General features: G+C 70.2%; 23 protein-coding genes, 1 tRNA gene and 1 pseudogene. 19 read left to right on the top strand and 6 right to left on the bottom strand.

The window, feature by feature from the left end; genetic code table 11:
* From ABZ208_RS07985 to ABZ208_RS08030, 10 genes and pseudogenes are all read left to right on the top strand, one after another.
* Positions 1 to 228, top strand: a pseudogene (locus ABZ208_RS07985) (hypothetical protein); the annotation flags it as partial.
* Positions 225 to 1,190, top strand: coding sequence for a complex I subunit 1 family protein (locus ABZ208_RS07990; protein ID WP_356908697.1), 966 nt, complete (start codon positions 225 to 227; stop codon positions 1,188 to 1,190). The pseudogene ABZ208_RS07985 and the gene ABZ208_RS07990, both read left to right, overlap by 4 nt.
* A 2-nt stretch (positions 1,191 to 1,192) precedes the next feature.
* Positions 1,193 to 1,822, top strand: coding sequence for a 4Fe-4S binding protein (locus ABZ208_RS07995; RefSeq protein ID WP_356908698.1), 630 nt, complete (start codon positions 1,193 to 1,195; stop codon positions 1,820 to 1,822).
* Positions 1,819 to 2,391 (top strand): NADH-quinone oxidoreductase subunit J, encoded by a 573-nt coding sequence (locus tag ABZ208_RS08000; protein WP_356908699.1) that lies wholly within the window; start codon positions 1,819 to 1,821, stop codon positions 2,389 to 2,391. The genes ABZ208_RS07995 and ABZ208_RS08000 overlap by 4 nt, the downstream gene beginning before the upstream one ends.
* A complete protein-coding gene (nuoK, locus tag ABZ208_RS08005; RefSeq protein ID WP_356908700.1) occupies positions 2,391 to 2,750 on the top strand; it encodes an NADH-quinone oxidoreductase subunit NuoK in 360 nt (119 codons plus the stop codon). Before ABZ208_RS08000 ends, nuoK begins: the two co-directional genes overlap by 1 nt.
* A complete protein-coding gene (locus tag ABZ208_RS08010) occupies positions 2,747 to 4,741 on the top strand; it encodes an NADH-quinone oxidoreductase subunit L (RefSeq protein ID WP_356908701.1) in 1,995 nt (664 codons plus the stop codon). Before nuoK ends, ABZ208_RS08010 begins: the two co-directional genes overlap by 4 nt.
* A gap of 3 nt (positions 4,742 to 4,744) precedes the next feature.
* On the top strand, positions 4,745 to 6,367 hold the full coding sequence (locus tag ABZ208_RS08015; RefSeq protein ID WP_356908702.1) for an NADH-quinone oxidoreductase subunit M: 1,623 nt from the start codon (positions 4,745 to 4,747) through the stop codon (positions 6,365 to 6,367).
* Complete coding sequence (locus ABZ208_RS08020; protein WP_356908703.1) at positions 6,364 to 7,899, top strand: NADH-quinone oxidoreductase subunit N; 1,536 nt, start codon at positions 6,364 to 6,366, stop codon at positions 7,897 to 7,899. The genes ABZ208_RS08015 and ABZ208_RS08020 overlap by 4 nt, the downstream gene beginning before the upstream one ends.
* 156 nt (positions 7,900 to 8,055) lie before the next feature.
* Positions 8,056 to 8,919, top strand: coding sequence for a zinc metalloprotease HtpX (gene htpX / locus ABZ208_RS08025; RefSeq protein WP_356908704.1), 864 nt, complete (start codon positions 8,056 to 8,058; stop codon positions 8,917 to 8,919).
* Positions 8,916 to 9,302 carry a YccF domain-containing protein gene (locus ABZ208_RS08030; protein WP_356908705.1) on the top strand — a complete coding sequence of 129 codons (387 nt, stop codon included), beginning with the start codon at positions 8,916 to 8,918 and terminating at the stop codon, positions 9,300 to 9,302. The genes htpX and ABZ208_RS08030 overlap by 4 nt, the downstream gene beginning before the upstream one ends.
* A gap of 69 nt (positions 9,303 to 9,371) precedes the next feature.
* Here ABZ208_RS08030 and ABZ208_RS08035 read toward each other — a convergent pair whose 3' ends face one another.
* A complete protein-coding gene (locus ABZ208_RS08035; protein WP_356908706.1) occupies positions 9,372 to 10,607 on the bottom strand; it encodes an amino acid permease in 1,236 nt (411 codons plus the stop codon).
* A gap of 85 nt (positions 10,608 to 10,692) precedes the next feature.
* On the opposite strand from ABZ208_RS08035, the gene ABZ208_RS08040 reads away from it, so the two are divergent.
* On the top strand, positions 10,693 to 10,962 hold the full coding sequence (locus tag ABZ208_RS08040; RefSeq protein ID WP_328397691.1) for a GlsB/YeaQ/YmgE family stress response membrane protein: 270 nt from the start codon (positions 10,693 to 10,695) through the stop codon (positions 10,960 to 10,962).
* Between the two features lie 20 nt (positions 10,963 to 10,982).
* On the opposite strand, the gene ABZ208_RS08045 is transcribed toward ABZ208_RS08040, so the two are convergent.
* The 3 genes from ABZ208_RS08045 to ABZ208_RS08055 form a co-directional block, all read right to left on the bottom strand.
* Positions 10,983 to 11,639, bottom strand: a complete 657-nt coding sequence (locus ABZ208_RS08045) for an alpha-ketoglutarate-dependent dioxygenase AlkB (protein ID WP_356908707.1) — start codon at positions 11,637 to 11,639, stop codon at positions 10,983 to 10,985.
* A gap of 10 nt (positions 11,640 to 11,649) precedes the next feature.
* On the bottom strand, positions 11,650 to 12,156 hold the full coding sequence (locus ABZ208_RS08050; RefSeq protein ID WP_356908708.1) for a methylated-DNA--[protein]-cysteine S-methyltransferase: 507 nt from the start codon (positions 12,154 to 12,156) through the stop codon (positions 11,650 to 11,652).
* Positions 12,157 to 12,347: 191 nt separating this feature from the next.
* Complete coding sequence (locus ABZ208_RS08055; protein WP_328397685.1) at positions 12,348 to 12,836, bottom strand: YajQ family cyclic di-GMP-binding protein; 489 nt, start codon at positions 12,834 to 12,836, stop codon at positions 12,348 to 12,350.
* A gap of 193 nt (positions 12,837 to 13,029) precedes the next feature.
* Here ABZ208_RS08055 and ABZ208_RS08060 point away from each other — a divergent pair.
* Positions 13,030 to 13,111, top strand: a tRNA-Tyr gene (locus ABZ208_RS08060).
* Between the two features lie 286 nt (positions 13,112 to 13,397).
* Here the strand turns inward: ABZ208_RS08060 and ABZ208_RS08065 are convergent.
* Entirely contained in the window at positions 13,398 to 13,925 is a 528-nt protein-coding gene (locus ABZ208_RS08065; RefSeq protein ID WP_356908709.1) for an ester cyclase, read from the bottom strand.
* The gene (locus ABZ208_RS08070) at positions 13,922 to 14,473 is read right to left on the bottom strand and encodes an ester cyclase (RefSeq protein WP_356908710.1); all 552 of its coding nucleotides are present in this window, start codon (positions 14,471 to 14,473) and stop codon (positions 13,922 to 13,924) included. The genes ABZ208_RS08065 and ABZ208_RS08070 overlap by 4 nt, the downstream gene beginning before the upstream one ends.
* Positions 14,474 to 15,441: 968 nt before the next feature.
* Between ABZ208_RS08070 and ABZ208_RS08075 the strand changes: the two genes are divergently transcribed.
* The 7 genes from ABZ208_RS08075 to ABZ208_RS08105 all read left to right on the top strand — a co-directional run bounded on the left by ABZ208_RS08075 (position 15,442) and on the right by ABZ208_RS08105 (position 22,453).
* Positions 15,442 to 15,861: a hypothetical protein gene (locus ABZ208_RS08075; RefSeq protein ID WP_356908711.1), complete on the top strand. Its 420-nt coding sequence runs from the start codon at positions 15,442 to 15,444 to the stop codon at positions 15,859 to 15,861.
* A 450-nt stretch (positions 15,862 to 16,311) separates the two neighbouring features.
* Positions 16,312 to 16,683, top strand: coding sequence for an amphi-Trp domain-containing protein (locus tag ABZ208_RS08080; protein WP_356908712.1), 372 nt, complete (start codon positions 16,312 to 16,314; stop codon positions 16,681 to 16,683).
* Between the two features lie 443 nt (positions 16,684 to 17,126).
* Entirely contained in the window at positions 17,127 to 17,348 is a 222-nt protein-coding gene (locus ABZ208_RS08085; RefSeq protein WP_328397671.1) for a hypothetical protein, read from the top strand.
* Positions 17,349 to 17,624: 276 nt separating this feature from the next.
* A complete protein-coding gene (locus ABZ208_RS08090) occupies positions 17,625 to 18,227 on the top strand; it encodes a TetR/AcrR family transcriptional regulator (RefSeq protein WP_356908713.1) in 603 nt (200 codons plus the stop codon).
* A 115-nt stretch (positions 18,228 to 18,342) separates the two neighbouring features.
* On the top strand, positions 18,343 to 19,266 hold the full coding sequence (locus ABZ208_RS08095; RefSeq protein ID WP_356908714.1) for a TauD/TfdA family dioxygenase: 924 nt from the start codon (positions 18,343 to 18,345) through the stop codon (positions 19,264 to 19,266).
* Between the two features lie 41 nt (positions 19,267 to 19,307).
* The gene (locus ABZ208_RS08100; RefSeq protein ID WP_356908715.1) at positions 19,308 to 20,642 is read left to right on the top strand and encodes an MFS transporter; all 1,335 of its coding nucleotides are present in this window, start codon (positions 19,308 to 19,310) and stop codon (positions 20,640 to 20,642) included.
* Between the two features lie 104 nt (positions 20,643 to 20,746).
* Positions 20,747 to 22,453 (top strand): aldehyde dehydrogenase family protein, encoded by a 1,707-nt coding sequence (locus ABZ208_RS08105; RefSeq protein WP_356908716.1) that lies wholly within the window; start codon positions 20,747 to 20,749, stop codon positions 22,451 to 22,453.
* Positions 22,454 to 22,508: the final 55 nt, after the last annotated feature.

Consider the following 22,508-nt stretch of genomic DNA (forward strand, 5'->3'; position numbering starts at 1 on the left):
CCGGACGCCGCGCCCGCGCCGGACGCCGCGCCCGCGCCGGACGCCGCGCCCGCGCCGGACGCCGCGCCCGCGCCGGACGCCGCGCCCGCGCCGGACGCCGCGCCCGCGCCGGATGCCGCGGCCGGGCCCGGAGCCCCCCGGCCACAGGCCGGGTCCACGGACGGATCCGGCGACCCGGGATCCGACACCGATGAGCCGAACCGACCCGATGGAGGCGACCCCGCGTGAACGACGCTCTCGACGTCGCCTTCCGGCTTCTCGTCGTCTTTGCCGTGTTCATGGTCTTCCCCCTGGTCATCGGGCAGACCGAGCACAAGGTGATGGCCCATATGCAGGGCCGCCTCGGCCCCATGTACGCGGGCGGCTTCCACGGCTGGGCCCAGCTCGTCGCCGACGGCGTGAAGTTCGCGCAGAAGGAGGACGTGGTTCCGGCCGCCGCCGACCGCCGCATCTTCCAACTCGCGCCTGCCGTCGCCCTTCTTCCGTACCTCCTCGTACTGGTCGCGATCCCGATCGGCCCGAGCGAGGGCGCGGTCGGTCAGGTCGTCGACGCCGGCATCTTCTTCGTGCTCGCCGTCATGGGCGTCGGGGTGCTCGGCTCGCTGATGGCAGGCTGGGCCTCGGCCAACAAGTTCTCCCTTCTCGGCGGACTGCGCACCGCCGCCCAGCTGCTGGCGTACGAGCTGCCCATGCTGCTCACCGCCGCCTCGGTCGCGATGGCGGCCGGCACGGTCTCGCTCCCCGGCATCCTGAACGCCTTCGAGTGGTGGTGGCTGCCCTGGCAGATCGTGGGCGCCATCGTCTTCTTCGTGGCCGGCCTCGCCGAACTGCAGCGTCCGCCCTTCGACATGCCGGTCGCCGACTCCGAGATCATCTTCGGTGCGTACACCGAGTACACCGGCCTGCGCTTCGCGCTGTTCCTGCTCGCCGAGTACGCGGGCATCGTCGTCCTGTGCGGTCTGACCACCGTGCTCTTCCTGGGCGGCTGGCACGGCCCGTTCGGGGCCGAGGGCCTCGGCTGGGTGTGGACCCTGCTCAAGTCGGCCGTACTCGCCTTCATCGTCATCTGGCTGCGCGTCACCTATCCCCGGATGCGTGAGGACCAGCTGCAGAAGCTCGCCTGGACGACGCTCGTCCCGCTCGCCCTCGCCCAGATCGCCCTCACCGGCGTCGTCAAGGTGGTGATGTAGACATGGCTCCGATCCCCGGATCCGGCCTTGCCAAGGGCCTGGCCGTCACCCTGCGGACGATGACGAAGAAGACCGTCACCCAGCAGTACCCGGACGTCCTGCCCGAACTTCCGCCCCGCACCCGCGGCGTGATCGGCCTGTTCGAGGAGAACTGCACGGTCTGCATGCTCTGCGCCCGTGAGTGCCCGGACTGGTGCATCTACATCGACTCCCACAAGGAGACGATGCCGGCGGCCACCCCCGGTGGCCGGGAGCGCAGCCGCAACGTCCTCGACCGCTTCGCCATCGACTTCTCGCTGTGCATGTACTGCGGTATCTGCATCGAGGTCTGTCCTTTCGACGCGCTGTTCTGGTCCCCGGAGTTCGAGTACGCGGAGACGGACATCCACGAACTCACCCACGAGCGCGACAAGCTCCGCGAGTGGATGTGGACGGTCCCGGCCCCGCCCGCGCTCGACCCCGGCGCCGAGGAGCCGAAGGAGATCGCCGCGGCCCGCAAGGCGGCCGAGAAGCTCGTCGCCGAGCAACTCGCCGCCGAGGAGCCGGCTGGTGAAGCGACCCCGCCCGCCCCTGGAGCCACGTCGCCTGCAGGCGACAGCGGCCCCGCGTCGGGCGAGGGGGGTCCGGCATGACGCTCGCCGCAGCCGTGTCGCACGGCTTCCTCTCCCCGACCGGTGTCGAGATCGCCTTCCTGCTCGTCGGAATCGCCACCCTCGGCGCGGCGGTCATCACCGTCACGACCAAACAGCTGGTGCATGCCGCCCTCTGGCTGGTCGTGGCGCTCGGCGGGATCGCCGTCGAGTACCTCCTGCTCACTGCGGAGTTCATCGCCTGGGTGCAGGTCCTGATCTACGTCGGCTCCGTCGTCGTCCTCCTTCTCTTCGGGCTGATGCTCACCAAGGCCCCCATCGGCCGTTCCCCGGACGCCGATTCCGGCAACCGCTGGGTCGCCCTGGGGGTGGCCCTCACGGCCGCGGCCGCACTGGTCTGGGTCGTCGTCGACGCGTTCCGTACGACCTGGATCGACCTGGACGGAGTGCCCCTGGGCTCCACCAAGGTGTCCGGCGAGATCCTGTTCCGGCACTGGGTCCTGCCGTTCGAGGCGCTCTCCGTCCTGCTGCTCGCGGCGCTCGTCGGCGCGATCGTCCTGTCCCGCAAGGACCCTGAGGGGTCCGGCACGGGACGAGAGGGGGAGAACTGATGCACCTCGCCTATCCCGCTGTGCTCGCCGTCCTGCTGTTCAGCGTCGGGCTGTACGGGGTGCTCGCCCGGCGCAACGCGATCCTCGTCCTGATGTCCGTCGAGCTGATGCTCAACGCCGTCAACCTCAACCTGGTCGCCTTCGACGTCTGGCTGCGCGACACCGTGCACGCCGGCCAGGCGCTCACCCTTTTCACCATCGCCATCGCCGCCGCGGAGATCGGCATCGGTCTGGCGATCGTCCTGATGGTCTACCGCAACCGCGGCACCTCGGACGTCGACCGGCTCCGTGACACCGCAGAGACGGCGGACGGCGACGCACCCGCAGACCGCGAGGAGAAGGCCGAGGCCACCGCGTGACCACCACGACCCTCGCCGTCCTCGTTCCCCTCCTTCCGTTTCTCGGCGCTGTCGCCGGACTGCTGCTCGGCCGCACCGCCCCCGGGTTCGTACGCCCCCTCGCGGTGCTGCCCGCGCTGACCGCGGCCGCGCTCGCGATCGTCGTCGCGGTACGCCAGGACGGCGGCCGCGCGATCGACGCCTCGACCGAACTCACCCCGACCGGCTCGGTCCCGATCGACCTGGCCCTGTACATCGACGGCTTCGCCGCCCTCACCGCAGTCCTCGTCGGCATCATCGCGTCCTGCGTGCAGATCTACTCGACGGCCTACCTGCGCGACGACCCGCGCTATCCCTCCTACGCGGCACTGGTCTCCCTGTTCACCTCCGCGATGCTGCTCGTCGTCTACTCCGGCGACCTGATGGTGCTGCTGGTCGGCTGGGAGATCATGGGCATCTGCTCGTACTTCCTCGTCGGCCACTACTGGGAGACGCCCGAGGCGCGCGCCGCCTCCCTCAAGGCGTTCCTGGTCACCAAGCTCGGTGATGTCCCCTTCCTGATCGGTCTGTTCGCGCTCGCGGCCGACGCCGGCACGTTCAACATCCGCGGGATCCTCGGCGCGGTCGCGGCCGACAGCATCGAGCACCCCACCCTGATCGCGCTCCTGCTCCTCGCGGGCGTGGCGGGCAAGTCGGCGCAGTTCCCGCTGCACACCTGGCTGCCCGACGCGATGGCGGGTCCCACCCCCGTCTCCGCGCTGATCCACGCCGCGACGATGGTCGCGGCCGGTATCTACTTCGTCGCCCGGCTCCTTCCCGTCTTCGCCGCCTCCGCGGCGGCCCTGATCGTCCTCGCGGTGATGGCCGCGATCACGATGGTCGGATCGGCGCTCGCCGCCCTCGCCCAGGACGACATCAAGCGCGTCCTCGCCTACTCGACCATCGGCCAGCTCGGCTACATGTCCGGTGCCCTCGCCGTCGGCGACCGCGGCGCGGCCGTCTTCCACCTCGTGTCCCACGGCGCCTTCAAGGCACTGCTCTTCCTCGCGGCGGGCGTGATCATCCACGCCGCCGGCACCAACTCGCTCGCCGCCATGTCCCGCATGAGCGGCCTGGCCCGGCGCATCCCCGACGCGTACTGGACGATGACGATCGCCCTGCTCGCGCTCGCTGCCATCCCTCCCTTCGCCGGCTTCTTCTCCAAGGAAGCAGTCCTGGTGGCCGCCGAACACACCGCTCTCGGCGACTCCGACATCGCACCCGTGGCAGCCGGCTGGGCGGTGCTCGTCTCCGGCCTGCTCACGGCGCTGCTCACGGCCGCTTATGCGATGCGGCTGTGGCTGCTCACCTTCCGGGGCCGTGGCGCCGAGGCCCCCGACCACGGTCGCCAGCCCCTGGCCATGACCACCGTGCTCTGGGTGCTCGCCGTACCGTCACTCGCCTTCGGCCTGACCATCGGCCGCCTGCCCCGCTGGTTCGACGGCAACGACCTCGCCCCCACACTCACCACCGCCGTGCTCGGCACCGGCGTCGCCCTCGTGGGCGGGCTGATCACCTACGCCACCTGGCAGCACACGACAGCCCTCGCCGCACGCGCCCGGACCGGTCCGGCCGTCGCCCCCGTCGTCGTGGCACACCCCGACGCCGAGCCGGCGCTGGTCGAGGCGGAGGCGCTCCACCTGCCGCACCCTGCCGCGGCCCCGTACGACCCCGCCCGCCTGCTGCTCGGCCCGCTCCACCGCCACGCCGCCGCCGGGTTCCATGTGGACGCCCTCTACTCCGCCCTGTTCGTGCGCCCCGTGCGCGCGGCAGCCGAGCTCGTCCGCTTCCTCGACCGCGAGGTCGTCGACACGTATGTACGCGGCTCGGGCACCGGGGCCCGCTGGCTGGGTGCCGCCGTGCGCCGCGCCCAGACCGGCAATGTGCAGACCTATCTGAGCGTGCTGCTCGCGGGCACGGTCGTGCTGGCCATCGCCGCCGTCGTCCTGTCCAACGTCAACGCGGGGTCGTGAGCCGTGATCGATATCAGCGAGTCCGTGATGCAGTTCCTTCTCGCGTTCATCGTCGTCGGCCCGCTCATCGGCGCCGCCGCCGCGCTGCTGCCCGCCCCGCCCGGGCTGCGCGGCAGCAGCCCCGAGCAGGCCGTGCTGCGCCACGGCGTGACGGTCACCGGCGCGATTCTGCTCGCCGCGGTCGTGCTGGCCCTCGGCTTCGACCATGACAGTCCGTCGAAGATGCAGGCCACGACCGACATCAGCTGGATCCCCGCACTCGATGTGCGCATCCACATCGGTGTCGACGGCATTTCGCTCCCCCTTGTGGTCCTGACGGCGTTGCTGACCTTCCTCTGCGCGCTCTACAGCTACTTCAAGATGCCCTCCGGCCCGTCCCCGAAGGCGTTCGTCGCTCTGCTGCTCGTCCTGGAGTCCGGCACCCTCGCGACCTTCGCCGTCCTCGATCTGCTGCTGTTCTTCCTGGCCTTCGAGATCGTGCTCATCCCGATGTACTTCCTCATCGCCCGCTGGGGCGGCGAGGCGAGGCAGCCCGCCGCCTGGAAGTTCATCCTCTACACACTGCTCGGCTCGGTCGTCATGCTGCTCGGCCTCCTGCTGATCGGGCTGAAGACCGGTACCTTCGACATGGTGGCACTCGCCACTGACAACGGCCGCGATCTGACCGCATCCGTGCAGGTCATCGCAGTTCTGGCGATCGGGATCGGCCTCGCGGTCAAGACCCCGATGTGGCCGCTGCACACCTGGCTGCCCGACGCCCACACCGCTGCACCGACGGTCGGTTCGGTGCTCCTCGCCGGCGTTCTGCTGAAGATGGGTACGTACGGTTTCGTCCGTATCGTCCTTCCGATCGCACCCGACGGCATGCAGACCTTCGCCCCGTATCTCGCCGCGTTCGCCGTCGTCGGCATCATCTACGGATCCCTGGCCTGCCTCGCCCTCGCCAAGCAGGGCGCAGGCGGCGACCTCAAGCGTCTGATCGCGTACTCCTCGGTCGGCCACATGGGCTTCGTCCTGCTCGGCATCGCGACGATGACCCCGACCGGCGTCAACGGCGCGCTGTTCGCCAACATCGCCCACGGCCTGATCACCGGCCTGCTGTTCTTCCTGGTCGGAGCGGTCAAGGACCGTTACGGCAGCTCCGATCTGGACACCCTCGCCGGGGCCACCGGAGCCGCCCTGTACGGCCGTGCCCCGCGCCTGGGCGCCCTGCTCGCATTCGCCGCCGTCGCCTCGCTGGGACTGCCCGGTCTCGCCGGCTTCTGGGGTGAGATGCTCGCGCTGTTCGGCGCGTTCGACCCCGCCGAGGGTCTGAGCCGCCCGGCGTTCCTCACCTTCATGACGATCGGCGCCTTCGGCACCCTGCTCACCGCCGCGTATCTGCTCGTCGTCGTGCGCCGTGTCTGCATGGGCGCACTGCCCGCGGCCCGGGCGGCGTACGCAACCGAAGCGGCGGACGAGAAGGGGACAGCAGCCGCCCCGAGGGTCGCCGATGTCCAGGCCTACGAATTCGCCGCCTGGAGCCCGCTCGTGGCACTCACCGTTCTCGCCGGACTGTGGCCCGCGGTTCTCCTCGGCCTCACGAACCCGGCCGTGCAGAAGCTCCTCGCAGGAGGCAAGTCGTGACCGTGGCAGCCGACAGCGTCGCCAGCCTCGTCCAGTCCGTCGACTGGCTCGCCATCGCGCCGCCCACCATCACCGCGGTGGTCGCGCTCGTGATCCTGGTCGCCGACCTCTTCGTCGCCGAGCAGCGCAAACCGCTGCTGGGCGCCGTCGCGCTCGCCGGTCTCGCCGCCGCACTCGTCTCCCTCGTCCCCCTGCGCAACGGCGACCGGGAGACGTTCTGTCTGACGACGGCCCCCGATGCCTGCAGCTACACCGCCGACCACTTCACGCTGGTCATCCAGTTCCTGGTGCTCGGCGGGGCGCTGCTGACCGCCCTGCTCTCCCTCACCGACACCCGCAGGAAGCTTCCGGCGGGAGAGTTCTGGTTCCTGCTGTTGTCGTCCGCCGCCGGGGCGGCCCTGCTGCCCGCGTCCCGTGACCTCGCCACCCTCGTCGTCGCGCTCGAAGTCGCCTCCCTGCCCGCCTTCGCGCTGGTGGGCCTGCGACGCGGCGACCGGCTCTCCAGCGAAGCCGCCCTGAAGTTCTTCCTCTCCTCCGTCACCGCGACCGCCGTCACGCTGCTGGGCGTCAGCTTCGTGTACGCCGCGACGGGCACGCTGCACCTCACACAGATCGCCGCCGCGCTGCAGGACGTACCCGGTCAACTCGACACGCTCGCCAAGGCGGGCGTGGTGCTCACCCTCGTCGGCTTCGCGTTCAAGACGGCAGCAGTCCCCTTCCACTTCTGGGTGCCGGACACCTATGTGGGCGCGCCGCTGCCCATCGCCGGCTATCTCTCCGTCGTCGGAAAAGCGGTCGGTTTCACCGGCCTCATCCTGGTGACTGTCGTCGCGTTCCCCGCCTACGCCGACATCTGGGGCCCGACGATGGCCGTGCTCGCCGCCGCGACCATGACCGCCGGCAACGTCGCGGCGCTGCGCCAGTCGGCCACGCGCGAGTGGAGCGCGGTCCGGCTACTGGCCTGGTCCTCCGTGGGGCAAGCGGGATACCTGCTGGTGCCGATCGCTGCCGCCGCGTACACCAGCGACGACCAGATCGGTGCGACGGTCGCGTACGCCCTCATGTACGGCGTCGTGAACCTGGGCGCCTTCGCGGTGGCGGCGCTCGTCGCCCGTACACACCCGCTGAACCGGATCGCCGACTACCGCGGCCTGTACGCCACCCGCCCGCTGACCGCTCTGGCCATGGGCTTCTTCCTGCTCAGCCTGGCGGGTCTGCCGCCCGGCATCATCGGTCTGTTCGCGAAGGTCACCGTCTTCTCGTCGGCGGTGGAAGCGGGCCTCGGCTGGCTCGCCGTGATCATGGGCGTCAATGTCGTGATCGCTCTGTACTACTACCTGAAGTGGACGGCGATCCTCTTCCGCGCCCCGCAGCCCGCCGGGGCGGAAGCGGACGCGGAACCGCAGCCGTCCGCCCGACGGCGTGCGCCCGCCCCGGTCACCGTCGCCATCGCCCTGACGGCCGCCGCCGGTGTGGTCCTGTCCGGCTATCCCCAGCTGGTGCTGCGTTTCGCCGCGAACAGCCTGTTCTGAGTCCTCGCGGCCCGCTCACCCGAACGGCCCAGTCCGGGGTCGGGTGGGCAAGGGAACCAGCGTCCTTCGCCTGGCGTTGACCAGTACAGAAGGGTCCACTGGAAAGTGGAGCACCACGCAAAGGGTTCCCCTGCCGCACCATTTGGAGGGCGTACCGTGCACCGCCGGCACAACGGGCTGAGGACCGCCGTACTCCTCGGCGGGCTGTCCGCACTCATCCTCCTCATCGGCAGCTTCTTCGGCCGTGCGGGGCTGATCGTCGCGCTTGTCGTGGCACTCGGTACGAACGCGTACGCCTACTGGAACAGCGACAAACTGGCCCTGCGGGCCATGCGCGCACGTCCCGTCAGCGAGTTCGAGGCGCCGGCGCTCTACCGCATCGTCCGCGAGCTCTCCACCGACGCCCGTCAGCCCATGCCCCGGCTGTACATCTCGCCGACCCAGGCGCCCAATGCCTTCGCCACCGGCCGCAATCCGCGCAACGCGGCAGTGTGCTGCACCGAGGGCATCATGCGGATCCTGGACGAGCGCGAGCTGCGCGGAGTCATCGGTCACGAGCTCAGCCATGTCTACAACCGCGACATCCTCATCTCCTCGGTCGCAGGAGCCCTCGCCTCGGTGATCATGTTCCTGGTGAACTTCGCCTGGCTGATCCCCATCGGCCGTTCGGACGACGACGACGGCCCGGGCCTGCTCGGCATGTTGCTGATCATGATTCTGGGCCCGCTGGCGGCGTCCCTGATCCAGCTCGCCGTCAGCCGCTCGCGGGAGTACGAGGCCGATGCTTCGGGCGCCCAGCTCACCGGCGACCCGCTCGCGCTCGCGAGCGCGCTGCGCAAGTTGGACGCAGGCACCAAGCAGTTGCCGCTGCCTCCCGAGCCGCGCCTGGAGACGGCAAGCCATATGATGATCGCCAACCCGTTCGGACCGGGTCGTGGTCTCTCCAAGATGTTCTCCACCCACCCGCCCATGGCGGAACGTATCGCCCGCCTTGAACAGATGGCAGGTCATCGCCCGTGAAGACAATTCTGAACGTCATCTGGCTCATCCTGAGCGGCTTCTGGCTCTTCCTCGGCTACATGCTGGCCGGCCTGATCCTGTGCATCACGATCATCGGCATCCCGTTCGGCCTGGCAGCGTTCCGGATCGGCGTCTATGCCCTGTGGCCCTTCGGCTACACCACTGTGGAGCGCCTCGACGCAGGCGCACCCTCGTGCGTGGGCAACGTGCTGTGGCTGGTCCTGGCCGGCTGGTGGCTCGCGCTGGGCCACATCGTCACGGGGATCGCGCTGTGCATCACGATCATCGGCATCCCGTTCGGCGTCGCCAACTTCAAGATGATTCCGATCTCGTTGATGCCCCTGGGCCGGGAAATCGTCCCGACGGACCGCCCGTTCGCCTGACGCCGGACCACGTGGGGCGCCGCTGCCCGACGTGCTGTGGGCCCTGTTGAATCGGTGCACGGTACGGCGTCAGCCAACAGCAGCGCTCCTCCGTCGCAGGGCGTACAGTGCCGCGCCCCCCGCGATCACCCCCGCTCCCGCCACCACCGAGGACAGCGGCAGCGCGAAGGCCAGCACCAGGCAGCCCACCAGCCCGCAGCCGGCCACCACTCGCACGCGGCGGGAACTCAGCGTCCAGGCCGAGACGTTGGCAATGGCGTAGTACAACAGCACTCCGAACGACGAGAAGCCGATCGCCCCGCGTACGTCCGCCGTCGCCGCCACCACCGCGACGACGGCTCCCACAGCCAGTTCGGCGCGGTGCGGCACCTGGAACCGCGGATGCACGGCGGCCAGCGCACCCGGCAGATGGCCGTCCCGGGCCATCGCCAGCGTCGTGCGGGAGACGCCGAGAATCAGCGCGAGCAACGAACCGAGCGCCGCGACCGCGGCGCCGGCCCGCACCACCGGCACCAGCCAGGACGCGCCCGCAGCCCGGGCGGCATCGGCGAGCGGTGCCGTCGCGTGGCCCAACGCGACAGGGCCCAGCACGGAAAGGACAGCGACAGCCACACACGCATAGACCAGCAGCGCGAGACCGAGCGCCACGGGCACCGCCCGCGGGATCGTACGGGCCGGGTCCCGTACCTCCTCGCCCAGCGTGGCGATCCGTGCGTACCCGGCAAAGGCGAAGAACAACAGCCCGGACGCCTGGAGCACCCCGCCCACCGAGACGTCTTTGCCCGGCGCGAGCCGTCCCGCGTCGGCGGCGTCCGACCCGAGGCAGACCACCACGACCGCCGCCAGAACCGCCAGTACCACCGCCACGATCGCCCGCGTCAGCCACGCCGACTTCTGAACTCCCCCGTAGTTCACGGCAGTCAGCGCGACCACCGCTGCGACCGCGACGGCGTGTGCCTGTTCCGGCCATGCGTACGCCCCGACCGTCAGGGCCATCGCGGCGCACGACGCGGTCTTGCCGACGACGAACGCCCAGCCGGCCAAGTAGCCCCAGAACGGGCCCAGTCGCTCCCTGCCGTACACATACGTGCCCCCGGACGCCGGGTAGAGAGCGGCGAGCCGGGCCGACGACATGGCGTTGCAGTACGCGACGGCCGCGGCCGTCGCCAGGCCGAGCAGCAGCCCGGACCCGGCCGACCGGGCCGCCGGGCCCAGCGCCACGAAGATTCCCGCCCCGACCATCGAACCCAGACCGATCATGACCGCGTCGAAGACTCCGAGTGATCGCCGCAGCTCCCGCGTCATGGGATGCACCTTACTGTCTCCGCAACCGCGTCCGGTCCGCGCGTCGTCCTGAAGGACAACACCGTTCGAAAGGCAGGTTCACGGCATGACCTTCATCGGTTGGATCGTTCTCGGGCTGGTGGCCGGAGCCATAGCCAAGATCCTGCTGCCCGGACGCGACCCGGGCGGGCTCATCGGCACCACGGTCATAGGCGTGATCGGCGCGTCCGTCGGCGGCTGGATATCAGCGCGCTGGCTGGACCGGCCGATCACCAACGACTTCTACGACGGGGCCACGTGGGCCGCGGCCATCGGTGGCTCGCTCGTGCTGCTGATCGCGTACCGGCTCCTGTTCGGACACTCGCGCTCGCGCTGAGCCGGGCACGGTGCCGGGATCTACAGTCCGGTCTCCCGCAGGGTGATGTTCAGCCGCCCGCTGCTCATCCCCGCATCGGGATCGGCCGTCCCCGGCACCACCTTCGGCACGCCGTGAAAGGCGAAACGGGCGGGCCCGCCGAAGACGAACAGGTCCCCGGACGCCAGCTCCACGTCCGTGTACGGCCGTCCCCGCGTCTCGGTGTTCCCGAACCGGAAGACGCAGCTGTCGCCGATGCTCAGCGACACCACGGGCGCAGCGGACCGCTCCTCCTTGTCCTGATGCATCCCCATCCGCGCCGCGCCGTCGTAGAAGTTGATCAGCGCGGTGTCGGGGGTGTACTCCTGACGGCCCTGCTCCTGCCCGTACGCCGCGACCAGCGCTTCCCGCCCCAACTCCACCAGCCAGTCCGGGAATGCGGCCACCCGCGCGCCGTTCACATCGTCCGCCGTGCGGGAGTACCGGTACGGCCGCCAGTGCCAGCCGACGCACACCGTCTGTACGGACATCACTCCGCCGCCCGGCAGCACCGTGCGGCGGATCGGTACGGGCCCCCGCGCCCAGGCCCGGCAGGCCTCGACGAGCTCCCGCCGACGCTCGACCGGCAGCCAGCCGGGCACATGCACGGCGCCCGGTGCGACGACCACGCGCTCCCTGGGAAACAGGGTCCCGCTCATGACCGGGTTGTCACGAGGCCTGCGTGCCCTCGAGCTCCAGGAGCCGTTCCTTGCGCTCCAGCCCTCCCGCGTATCCGCGCAGCGCACCGTCCGCACCGATCACGCGATGGCACGGCCGGACGACCAGGAGCGGATTGCGGCCGATCGCGGTCCCCACGGCCCGGACCCCGGCCCCCGGCGTGCCGACGCGTTCGGCGATCTTCCCGTAGGTCGTCGTCTCCCCGTACGGAATCTCCTCCAGAGCCAGCCACACTCGCCGCTGGAACGGGGTTCCGCCGTCGACGTATTCGATGTCGAACCGGGTCAGCCGCCCTTCGAAGTACGCCGTCAGCTGCCTGCCGATCTCTGTGAAGGCCGCCGGATCGTCGCGCCAGCCGCCTTGGACGGCGACGCCGCCCTTCTGCCCGGGCACGGAGAGCGAGGCGAGCGCGGTACCGCCGTTCGCGGTGGCGGACTTCTCGCCCACCAGCAGCAGTGCGCCCAGCGGACTGTCGACGACCGCATACACAGTGGTCATGGCTCCGTTCCCCTCCTCGGGGTGCTCCGTGTGTCCTGACGGTCCTGTACGTCTTCTCCGTCTTCCTACGTGTCCGAGTCTGCGGCGACCTGCCGACGTAAGCTGGCGGATTTCCGACATGACGTCCAACAGGGCGGGGGCGGAGCGACCGATCCGCTCCGCCCCCGGCCGCCCCGGCGCGCCCGTCGAGATCAGCGGTAGTTCACGAACTGCAGGGCGAAGTCGAAGTCCTGCCCCTTCAGCAGCGCCTGCACGGCCTGCAGGTCGTCGCGGCTCTTCGAGCTGACCCGCAGCTCGTCGCCCTGGACCTGCGCCTTGACGCCCTTGGGGCCCTCGTCGCGGATGATCTTCGCCACCTTCTTGGCGTTCTCCTGCGAGATGCCCTCCTCGATCGAGGCGAAGATCTTGTACTCCTTGCCGGAGAGCTGCGGCTCTCCCGCATCCAGAGACTTCAGCGAGATCCCGCGCTTGACCAGCTTCGTCTGGAAGACGTCCAGGATCGCGTTGACGCGGTCCTCGGAGTTCGCCTGCATCAGGATCTTCTCGCCGGACCAGGCGATCGACGCCCCGACGTTCTTGAAGTCGTAGCGCTGCGAGATCTCCTTCGCGGCCTGGTTGAGGGCGTTGTCGACCTCCTGCCGCTCGACCTTCGAGACGATGTCGAAACTGGAGTCGGCCATGTCCTGTGGCTCCTTGTATCGGGTGCGTGAAGGCGCGGCCGGTCTGACCGGACCGCTCGGCCAAGCCTAGCCATCCCCGCGCGCCCGAAGTGCTGATCAATCCGGTGGCGGAGCACCCCCGGGCATCAGGTATCGTTTACGTCGTTGCCACGGAGCACCGCCCACAGCGGATCTGCTTCCGGCAACGCCCCATGGCGGTGTGCCCGAGTGGCCAATGGGAGCGGACTGTAAATCCGTCGGCTTAGCCTACCCAGGTTCGAATCCTGGCGCCGCCACGCTTAGAGAACCCCCTCGGACCTGCGGAAACGTAGATCCGAGGGGGTTCTGCGTTGTACGCCGCACGATCCCCGCTCAGGGTGATCTGCGGCGACTGGTAGCACCTTGTCGCGAGGGTGTCCCGGCTTTGATCAGCCTGTGTCCCCCACCTGTCCCCCGGGGGGCGGTTCCGGCGTGTGCCACTCCCTCGGCGCTGCATCGATCCGTAAGTGGACGCTGGGTTCGGCAGAGGACCTGCCTGGCATGGAGTGGGTTGCCGGCAGGTGGGGCAGGTGCCATCCGGCCCTACTGACCCGTGCGGGCCTTGCGCGCCTTGCGCCGCAGTCGGGTGAAGTGGACGGCGGAGGTGAAGGCGTGGGTGAGGAAGGTCATGGGGCCGGCTTCGGGCGAGGGCATCGCGCCGAGCTGGACCAGCACCTCGATGTTGTCGGCCTCCTGGTGCAGGGAGACCAGCCGGCCCTGGCCGTCCCAGCGCAGCAGGGTCATCTCCTCCCGGTCCACCTTGAGGCCGGTGGGCGGGACGTCGTGCAGGTCGCCGGTCTGGGTGCCGAGGAGCCGGGCCCGGCAGGCGACCTCGTTCCCTTCGGTGATCACGTCAAGGAGCTCGACCCGCAGATCCGGCATCGCCTGCCAGAGGTGCCGGAGGTGCTCCAGGAACTCCCGGTTCCCCATCACGGGGAAGTCCGGCACGTGGTACGCACAGTCCGGGACGGCCATCTCGACGAGGACGTCGGCGTCCTTGAGCTGCCAGGCGCGCTCGAAGAACTCGTACGTGGCGCTGCGCGCGTCGGGGTGCGTTGCCTGTGTGGTCATGCGGTGGTCCTCTCCTTGCTGCGGGCCGCCTTGATCTGGAGTACCGCGAACCGGCCCATCAGCTTGAAGGTGTGCGCGATCCGGCCGAGTTGACTCGCCCCCTGCGGCGGGACGACCCCGAGCTGTCGCATGACGCCGAGATAGTCGATCTGCTGCCACAGCTCGACGACCTTGCCCTGCTCGAACCGGTAGATGAAGGTCTGGTTCATCCGGATCGGCGTCCCGGTCGGCGGCAGGTCCATCATCTCGCCGAGGTGGGTGCCGGTGAGGATGGATCGGATGAAGACCCGGTCGCCCTCGCCCAGAACGCTCTGCACCTGCTCGCGGAGGTCGGGCAGCCCTGCCCGCAGGTCAAGGGAGAGCTGTTTGAACTCCTCGGGCCCGTGCACATCGGGGATCACCGGCATATGGCCGTGGAAGTCCGGCGCGAAGAACTCGTCCACCACGTCGAGCCGGGCGTGGTTCCACACCTCGTCCGACAGGTACGCCGCCAGTGCCTTGAGGCCGCGGCCGTCGGGGACTTGGGTGCCGTAGGGGCCGTGGTTCACGTCCGTTGTGTCGCCCGCGGGGCTCCTATGGTTTCCGTGGTTCCCGTGAAGACTCTGCTCCGGCATCGGGGACTCCTTCCTGCGGCTGCGCGTTCGGGGATCGGACGGCCCTGGTCGCCGGAGATCCGGTACGGCGCCGCCGGGGCGGAGGCGGCGAACTCCCGCTCGTGCACGGCCGGTTCGGGCCCCGCTGGTGCCGTACGTCGCACCAAGGACACGGACGGGCGGACTTGCGACAGAGTCGGCCTCCCCCTAGATCCGTCCGCCCCGCCCCTGGATACACCTGCGGCCGAATCCGCCGCCCTTTCCCGCCTCACCGCTATAAGGCTCCCCCGCCGCGCTCCGGCCGCCCGCGCATGATGACCGTATGAGCTGCCAGGATTCGCCCTCTCCCGAGGAAGGGCCGGCGTCCGGCCACGACCAGGTCGCCCTCGGGCCTCCGCTGGGTCTCTGTCTCGGGGTGGCGCTCGGCCTGACGCTCCGAGGGCAAGGAACGCAAGCTGCGCGGATGCATTGCGAAGGGCGGCTCCAGGACTGCTCTCCTTGGTACCCGGTCCACGCCTGATCCGCGCCGGGCGCGCGGCGTGTTTTCCCTTGCCGCGGCCTGGCCAAGGCCCAGGGTGTCCCACTCGCGGGGCGGTTGCTGTTGCGTCGGTTGAGGCGCTCCGAACTGATTTTCCGGGACTCGGCGTTGCCGGCCGTAGGTGCGGTGGAAGGCCTGCACTGCGGTCAGTCCGAGGCGGCGGGACCGGGAGACGGCTGCGTGGCGGGGGTCGAGGGCCATCAGCTCTCGGGCGGGGGCGATGCGCTCGGGGTGGAGGGTGGAATATACGTGCCACCTGCGGCCTTTCGGCCCATGACCGTCGCCTCGGCCGCGTCGTGTGGACCGTTCGGGGCACGGTGACGCTCACCTGAGTGACGGCGCGGAGTGGCGTTGCACGCCCTTACGGCGCCCTGGAAATGCCAGTATGAGGAAGCTCGCTTGGGCCGCCAGGGTCGTTTCAGCAGTGACCGGGGTCGTGCTTGCCGGGGCTGTCCTGGTCCCGTCCGCGGCCGCGGACGACGGCCCGGATGTGAGCACGCTGGGCCAAGAGCTGTCCGACAGCATCGGAGTCATGTACGGGTACGGGAAGCGGTGCAAGCCCACGCAGCGCGACGTCAGCTCCGCCCTCGCGGACGACTCGGAAAGCGGTTCGTTCGAAACGATGTTGCGCGCCACGACCGACCGCCGGGGCAACGCCTACCTCAACGACTTCCGGAATCCTGGTGACTGGATCGACCTCAAGCTCGTTCCCGGGGCTCCGGAGTGCACGGAGGATCTCGCCGTCTCCGTCACCGAGGACGACCCCGGAACCCTCTTCATCACCCTGCTGGCCGGCGATGGGTGATCCACCGGGCCCGGTGCGCGGTCTCGTCCGGAACGCCCCTGACCTCGGCGAACATTGCGACGGCGTGTGCCCCCGGGTTCACGCCCATTCCGGGCACGCCCGTCTGACAGCTCGCTGAGGTTCGGCTCCGGCAGATGCGGCGAGCCGAAGGGACAGAGATGCAGTAGGGGCCGGTCGCCCGCAGGGGACCGGCCCGTCGCATGTCTCGACTCGGTGATGGCGAGCGGGCTCCGCGAGCCGCTGCCCGGGCCTCGACCGTGGACGCACACCGGCAGGTCGCCGGCGCCCCCCACGAGAGGGGGACACTCCACAGCACTCCCGAGCGGGTCGGACTGCACCCGGACCGGTCGCCGGTCGTGCGGCTCTTCGCCCGGACGTGAGGATGTCCGATCCAGCGCATGGCATCAGAATTGGCGCTATCTACTGTTTCTGTCAGATCGGAGACAGCCCATGAGGGACCTCAAGTTTGAGCAGAAGCGCTCGCTGTCACGCCTTGAGGCGGCTGATCAGCTGACGGCGCTGGCGGCCGCGCTGAGGCAAGGTGGGGACGCCGAACTGGACCTCGGCCCCGCGAGGCTGAGCCTGCGGATTCCCGACGACCTCCGCAGTGAGGTAGAGGTCGAGGTCGGTGACGGGGAGATCGAGCTGGAGATCGAGTTCAAGTGGCCGACCGCACCCACCCGGACAGCGCCATCGCAAGCGGTGGCAGGCACAGAAGAGGCCCCGAGGAGGCGGAAGAGTGCGCCCGCCAAGCCCGGGCGGAGCAGCACCGGCACCGCCAGGAGCAGAACCGCGAAGCGGGCCGCCACAAAAGCGCCCTGAGCCGCGCCAAGGCCCTTGGGCCCAGCCGCCACGGCCCAGAACCAGGCCCGTGCTCAGAGCGATGAGCTCGGCGGGCCGAGGCGGACCGCATCGCCCGGCGTCCTCAGGTCACGGCCGCAGTCCTGCCTTGCCCGCGAGCCCGCAAGCGGCTCGAGCGCAGAGCGCTTGCGCCGAGCCGGACCTCGTGACACGGATCGTCAGCCCCACCATGCGCGCGGACCTGGCCCAGCGCCGCGGGCTTGCCCATGCCTTCTACGGGGCGGCTTGCCTCACCGGCCGACGCCTGTGCACGGGCGCATGGCGGGCGAGTGCGAGTGGGCCCGACCGGTGGGTGAGGCTGCCCCACCGCGCACTCGGACGCGGGCCGCCGCTCACCCGGCTCTCACTGACGGCCGGACCGAGCTCGGGCTGCTGTGACCGACGATCTGACGGAGGCTGGTCTCATGGCTGGATTGCCCGTGATCATTTACCCGCCATCGCCGATGGGCGGCCGCCAGGTGCGCGTGAACGGCGAGATCCTCGGACTGGCGCACAACCTCGCGGACGTGGCGGAGTTCCTGCGCCGAGCGGGGATGGTGGGACTCGACGCCGATGATGTGGCCCGGTCCGATCTGATCGATTGGCAGGGTGGCGGCCCGCTGGTGTGGGCCGAGTCACCGCCGTGACGCGACGCCGCAGCACTCCGAGAGGCCGTACGGGAGGCACGGTCCGGGCAGCGGGTGTGGAGAAGGCCCCTGCCGGGCCTTCCCATGGGACGGTCGGGCCGGCGAACGTCCACGTGGTCGCCCTGGGCCCAGGCCTGCATGATGACCGAACCCGAGCTTTCAAGGCCTGCCAGGCGCCGGCCGGCGGTGCCGCGCCCTGGGGAAGCGGTGAGCGGCGGTGTCGCCGCGCGCACCCCGTTCCGATGTGGTCCGGCGACAGACCGTAGGCTCTGCCGCATGGTGGGTACACAGCCGCGCGGGGCGGAGCGGGGGCCGGGGCGGCCGCGGGAGGAGCGGGTCACCGGGGCGGTGCTGAACGCGGTCGTCGACATGGTCACCGAACAGGGGATCGGGGCCGTCACGATGGACGCCGTCGCCGCACGGGCCGGGGTGAGCAAGCCCGCCATCTACCGGCGATGGCCCACCAAGCAGGACCTGATCATCGCTGCTGCCGAGACCCGAATCGGCGTGCTGTCGGTGCCTGACCTGGGCGACTTCCGCGCGGAGATCCGTTTCGTACTCACCTCTCGTATGGAGGCGTATCGGCTGCCGGGATCGGACCGGCTGATCGCCGGCCTGATCGGAGCGGCGGCCGAGACGGGTGCGAAGCGGGGCCAGTACGCGGAGTACACCGAGCGGATCACGAGCGAGACCAGGCGCATCCTCGAGCGCGCGATCGCCCGTGGTGAGGTGCGGCCGGACACCGATGTCCGGGGCGCGGCGACCCTGGTGGCCGCACCGCTGCTCTTCCGGTTGATCGTCGAGCAGGAGCTGCCCGACGCCGCGCTGGTGGACACACTGGTGGACCTCGTCGCCCGCGCTGTCGGTTCGGCTTCCTGACGGCTCCGGCCGCGGATTTCCGGCTCCAAAATTCATGCTGTCAGGCCCTTGCCCTGCCACACCTCAATAACGATACTTCCGGTAACGATTTTCCGGCCCCCGTTGTGGAGGACCCATGGACAGCGTCGTCACCACCCCCGCCCCCACGCTCGACAAGCCCCTGATGCACTACGGGAAGCGCACGCTCGAGCGCATCGCGCCGGGCATGAACCAGCCCGACTACCGGCTCCTGGACATCTGCCCGCTCACCCCGCACATCGGCGCCGAGGTCGAAGGCGTCGACCTCTCGCTCCCGATCGGCGAGGACCTCGCGGACGAGATCAGGCAGGCCCTGCTGGAGTGGAAGGTGCTCTTCTTCCGCGATCAGCACGCCTTCGACCCGCAGTCCCAGCTCGCGTTCGCCGGCCTGTGGGGCGTGCCGGAGTCCAACCCCTTCTTCCCCAAGGCCGAGACCGCCGGCGTCTCCCGTCTGGCCAAGGACGCCATGGCCATCGGCACCGAGAACATCTGGCACAGCGACCACTCGTTCATGGCCGCGCCGGCTCTCGGCTCCGTACTGCGTGCCGTCGAGGTCCCGTCCGCGGGCGGCGACACCATGTGGGCGGACATGTCGGCCGCGTACGACAACCTCTCCGAGTCGATGAAGTCCCGCATCGAGAACCTCACCGCGGTGCACGACTGGGTGCCGAGCTGGGGCTCGATGATGACCGAGAGCCAGATCGCCGCGCACCGTGAGAACCTGCCGGCCGTCGAGCACCCCGTGGTCGTCCGCCACCCGCGCACCGGTCGCAAGCTGCTCTACGTCAACGAGCCCTTCACCACCCGGATCGTCGGCCTGTCGGACCCCGAAGGCCGTGAACTGCTCGACGAGCTCGTCCTCCAGGCCCGTGTCCCCGAGTACCAGGTGCGCTTCCGCTGGCAGCCGGGATCCGTCGCGATCTGGGACAACATCGCCACCCAGCACTACGCGATCAGCGACTACTTCCCGCAGCGCCGTGTCATGGAGCGCATCGCGATCGCCGGCGTCCCGCTCTCCTGAACCGGCCCTTCCCCTCCCCATCCAGTCTCCGCGGAGTCCCTGTGACCGACACCGATGTCGCACCCGCTGTGCCCGCCGGCCTCCCGAAGCCCACGAGCGGATCGAGGCGCCGCGCGTGGATCGTCACCGCGCTGCTCGTCGTCTTCATGATGATCAATTTCGCCGACAAGTCCGTGCTCGGTCTTGCGGCCGATCAGATCCGTGAGGACCTCGGCCTGTCCGCGTCCGCCTTCGGACTCGCCAGCAGCGCGTTCTTCCTGCTGTTCTCGATCTGCGGTGCCACGGTGGGGCTGCTCGCCGACCGCATACGGCCCAAATGGCTGCTGCTGGCCATGGCCCTTCTGTGGTCCGTCGCCCAGGCCCCGCTGGCCGTGGGCGGAGGACTCGCGGTGCTCATCGCCTCACGTGTTCTCCTCGGCGCCGCCGAGGGGCCCGCCTTCCCCGTCGCGCAGCAGGCCACCCTGTCCTGGTTCCCCAACCACCGACGCAACCTGCCCGGGGCGCTGATCGTCCTGGGGATCACCCTGGGAGTCCTGGTCGCCGCCCCCGTACTGACCTGGGTGATCCACCACCACGGCTGGCGCTCGGCCGTCGCCGTGGTGGCCCTTGCCGGTGTGGTGTGGGCACTGCTGTGGATCCCGCTCGGCGGCGAGGGACCGTACGCGGCCACGCCGGACACCGGCTCCGGCGACGGTACGGACAACGAGGCGGGGGCCGGAACCGGGACGGGCCCGGCCCAGCGCAAGACGCCCTACCGCCGGATCCTCGCGACCCGCACCTGGATCGGTGTCACGACCGCCTACTTCGGCACCTACTGGGTCATCGCCTTCGCCCTGGTCTGGCTCCCCTCCTACCTCCAGGACGGGCTGGGCTACTCCTCGGCCGCGTCCACCCAGCTGCTGATGCTGTTCTGGGGTCTGAGCGGCGTCGTGGTGCTCGGGCAGGCGGGCCTGACCGGATGGCTGCTGCGTCGCGGGATCGCCAGCCGGTGGGCCCGCGGCGGGATCGGCGGCATCTGTCTGCTCATCGGCGCCGCGGCGTGCCTGGCCCTGCCGTCGGCACCGGCCGGTGCCGCGACCGCCGTGCTCCTGGTCGCCGGATTCGGGCTCGCCGGAGTGATGGCCAACATCGCTGTCACCACCGTCATGGAACTGGTCCCGGCCGATCGCCGCGGCGGCGCCCTGGGCATCATGAACGCCGTGGTGACCACCGCCGGTCTGATCGCCCCGACGTTGATAGGGCGCTTCGTGGACACCCATGGAAACGGGGGCTACCAGCACGCGGTCCTGATCACCGGTGGGCTGCTCCTGCTCGGCGGGATCGCCGCCCTCACCCTGATCGACCCGGCCCGCGACGCGCGCCTGCTGTCCGCGTGACGATGCGCCCTCGTCCGGTCCTTCCGGGCCCCGGGTCGTGCTCTCCGCACAGTGCGGAGCACGACCCCGCCCGCCCGACACCCGACCTTCCGCAAAGGGATGACGTGAACACCAGCGCCCTCGACACCTCCTTCCTCGACCGGACCGTGACCGAAGTTCGCCGCAAGGCCGAGTCCTGGTCCGCCACCCCGCCCACCGAGCGCATCGCCCTTTTGGAGCGGCTGCTGCCCCGCGTGGTCTCCAGAGCTCCCGAGCTGGCCGCAGCCGGCGCCCGCGCGAAGGGCTACGCGCCCGAGTCCCCGTGGGCCGCCGAGGACTGGATCGGCGGTCCGTGGGCCCTGGCGCAGAACGCCGCGGCGTATCTGCACGTCCTGCGGCGCATTGCCGCGGGCAAGGAACCGGTCGACGCCAAGGCCGTCCACGAGGAGTCAGGCCGCACCTGGGTCGACGTCTTCCCCGCCACCGGCTGGGACAGACTCCTCCTCAACGGCTTCACGGCACAGGTGTGGATGCGCCCCGGCATCTCCGCGGAGCAGGCACGCAGCCGTGCCGCGGGCGAATACCGGGGCCGGCCGGGGCGTCCGGCCGTCGCGCTGGTGCTCGGCGCCGGCAACGTCGCCGCCATCACCGCGCTGGACATCCTGCACAAGCTCTTCGCCGAGGGCCAGGTCGTCATCGCCAAGATGAATCCGGTCAACGCCTATCTGCGCCCCCACTTCGAGTACATCTTCGACGAGTTCGTCGAACGCGGCTGGGTGCGCTTCGTCGACGGCGGTGCGGCCGAGGGCGGTCATCTCGCCGGCCACGCGGACGTGGACGCCATTCATGTCACCGGCAGCGACCGCACCCACGACGCCATCGTCTGGGGCACCGACGAGGACGCCGAGCAGCGCCGCCGCGACGACCGGCCGCTCCTGGACAAGCCCTTCAGCAGCGAGCTGGGCGGCGTCAGCCCGTGCATCGTGGCGCCGGGGCCGTGGAGCGACGCCGACTTCCGCTTCCAGGCCGAACACATCGTCACCAGCAAGATGAACAACTCCGGCCACAACTGCATCGCCAGCCAGATCCTGGTGCTGCCCCGCGACTGGGACGGCACCGAGCGGCTGCTGGACGAGATCCGGCGGGTGCTGCGCGAACTGCCTCCGCGCACCGACTACTACCCGGGCGCCGCCGGGCGCCTCGCATCCGTCCTCGCGGCCCACCCGGAGGCGGAGGCCCACGGGGACGGCTGCCGGCTGCTCGTCCCCGACATCACCGACCACGACGACGTTCTCGTCACCGAAGAGGTCTTCGGCAGTGTGCTGGGCGTCGTACGCCTGCCCGGACAGGCTCCGGCCGAATTCCTGCGCCACGCCGTCGACTTCGCGAACAACACCCTCCCCGGCACCCTGGGCGCCACCCTGATCGTCCACCCCAGGACCGAGAAGACCCACCGCGACGCGGTGCGGACCGCCATCGCCGATCTGCGCTACGGCACCCTGGGCGTCAACTGCTGGTCGGCAGTCGGCTTCCTGCTCGGCTTCACGCCCTGGGGCGCCTACCCCGGGCACACCCGCCAGGACATCGGCAGCGGCATCGGCTTCGTGCACAACGCCTTCATGCTCAAGGACATCGAGAAGACCGTGCTGCGCGCGCCGTTCACGCCCGCCCCGCGCGGCCTGGTCACCGGCGACCCGTCACTGTCCCCCCGCCCGCCGTACTTCGTCACCAACCGCACCGCACTGACCACGGTGGAACGCGTCACCCGTTTCACCGCCGCACCGAGTCTGACGAAACTGCCGGCCCTCTTCGCCTCCGCGCTGCGAGGCTGAACCCCGTCCGCGCGAGGCACACGCGCGGACGCACCGCTGCGCACCGAAACTCCCC

This window comes from Streptomyces sp. NPDC006208 (assembly GCF_040613775.1).
Taxonomy (GTDB): domain Bacteria; phylum Actinomycetota; class Actinomycetes; order Streptomycetales; family Streptomycetaceae; genus Streptomyces.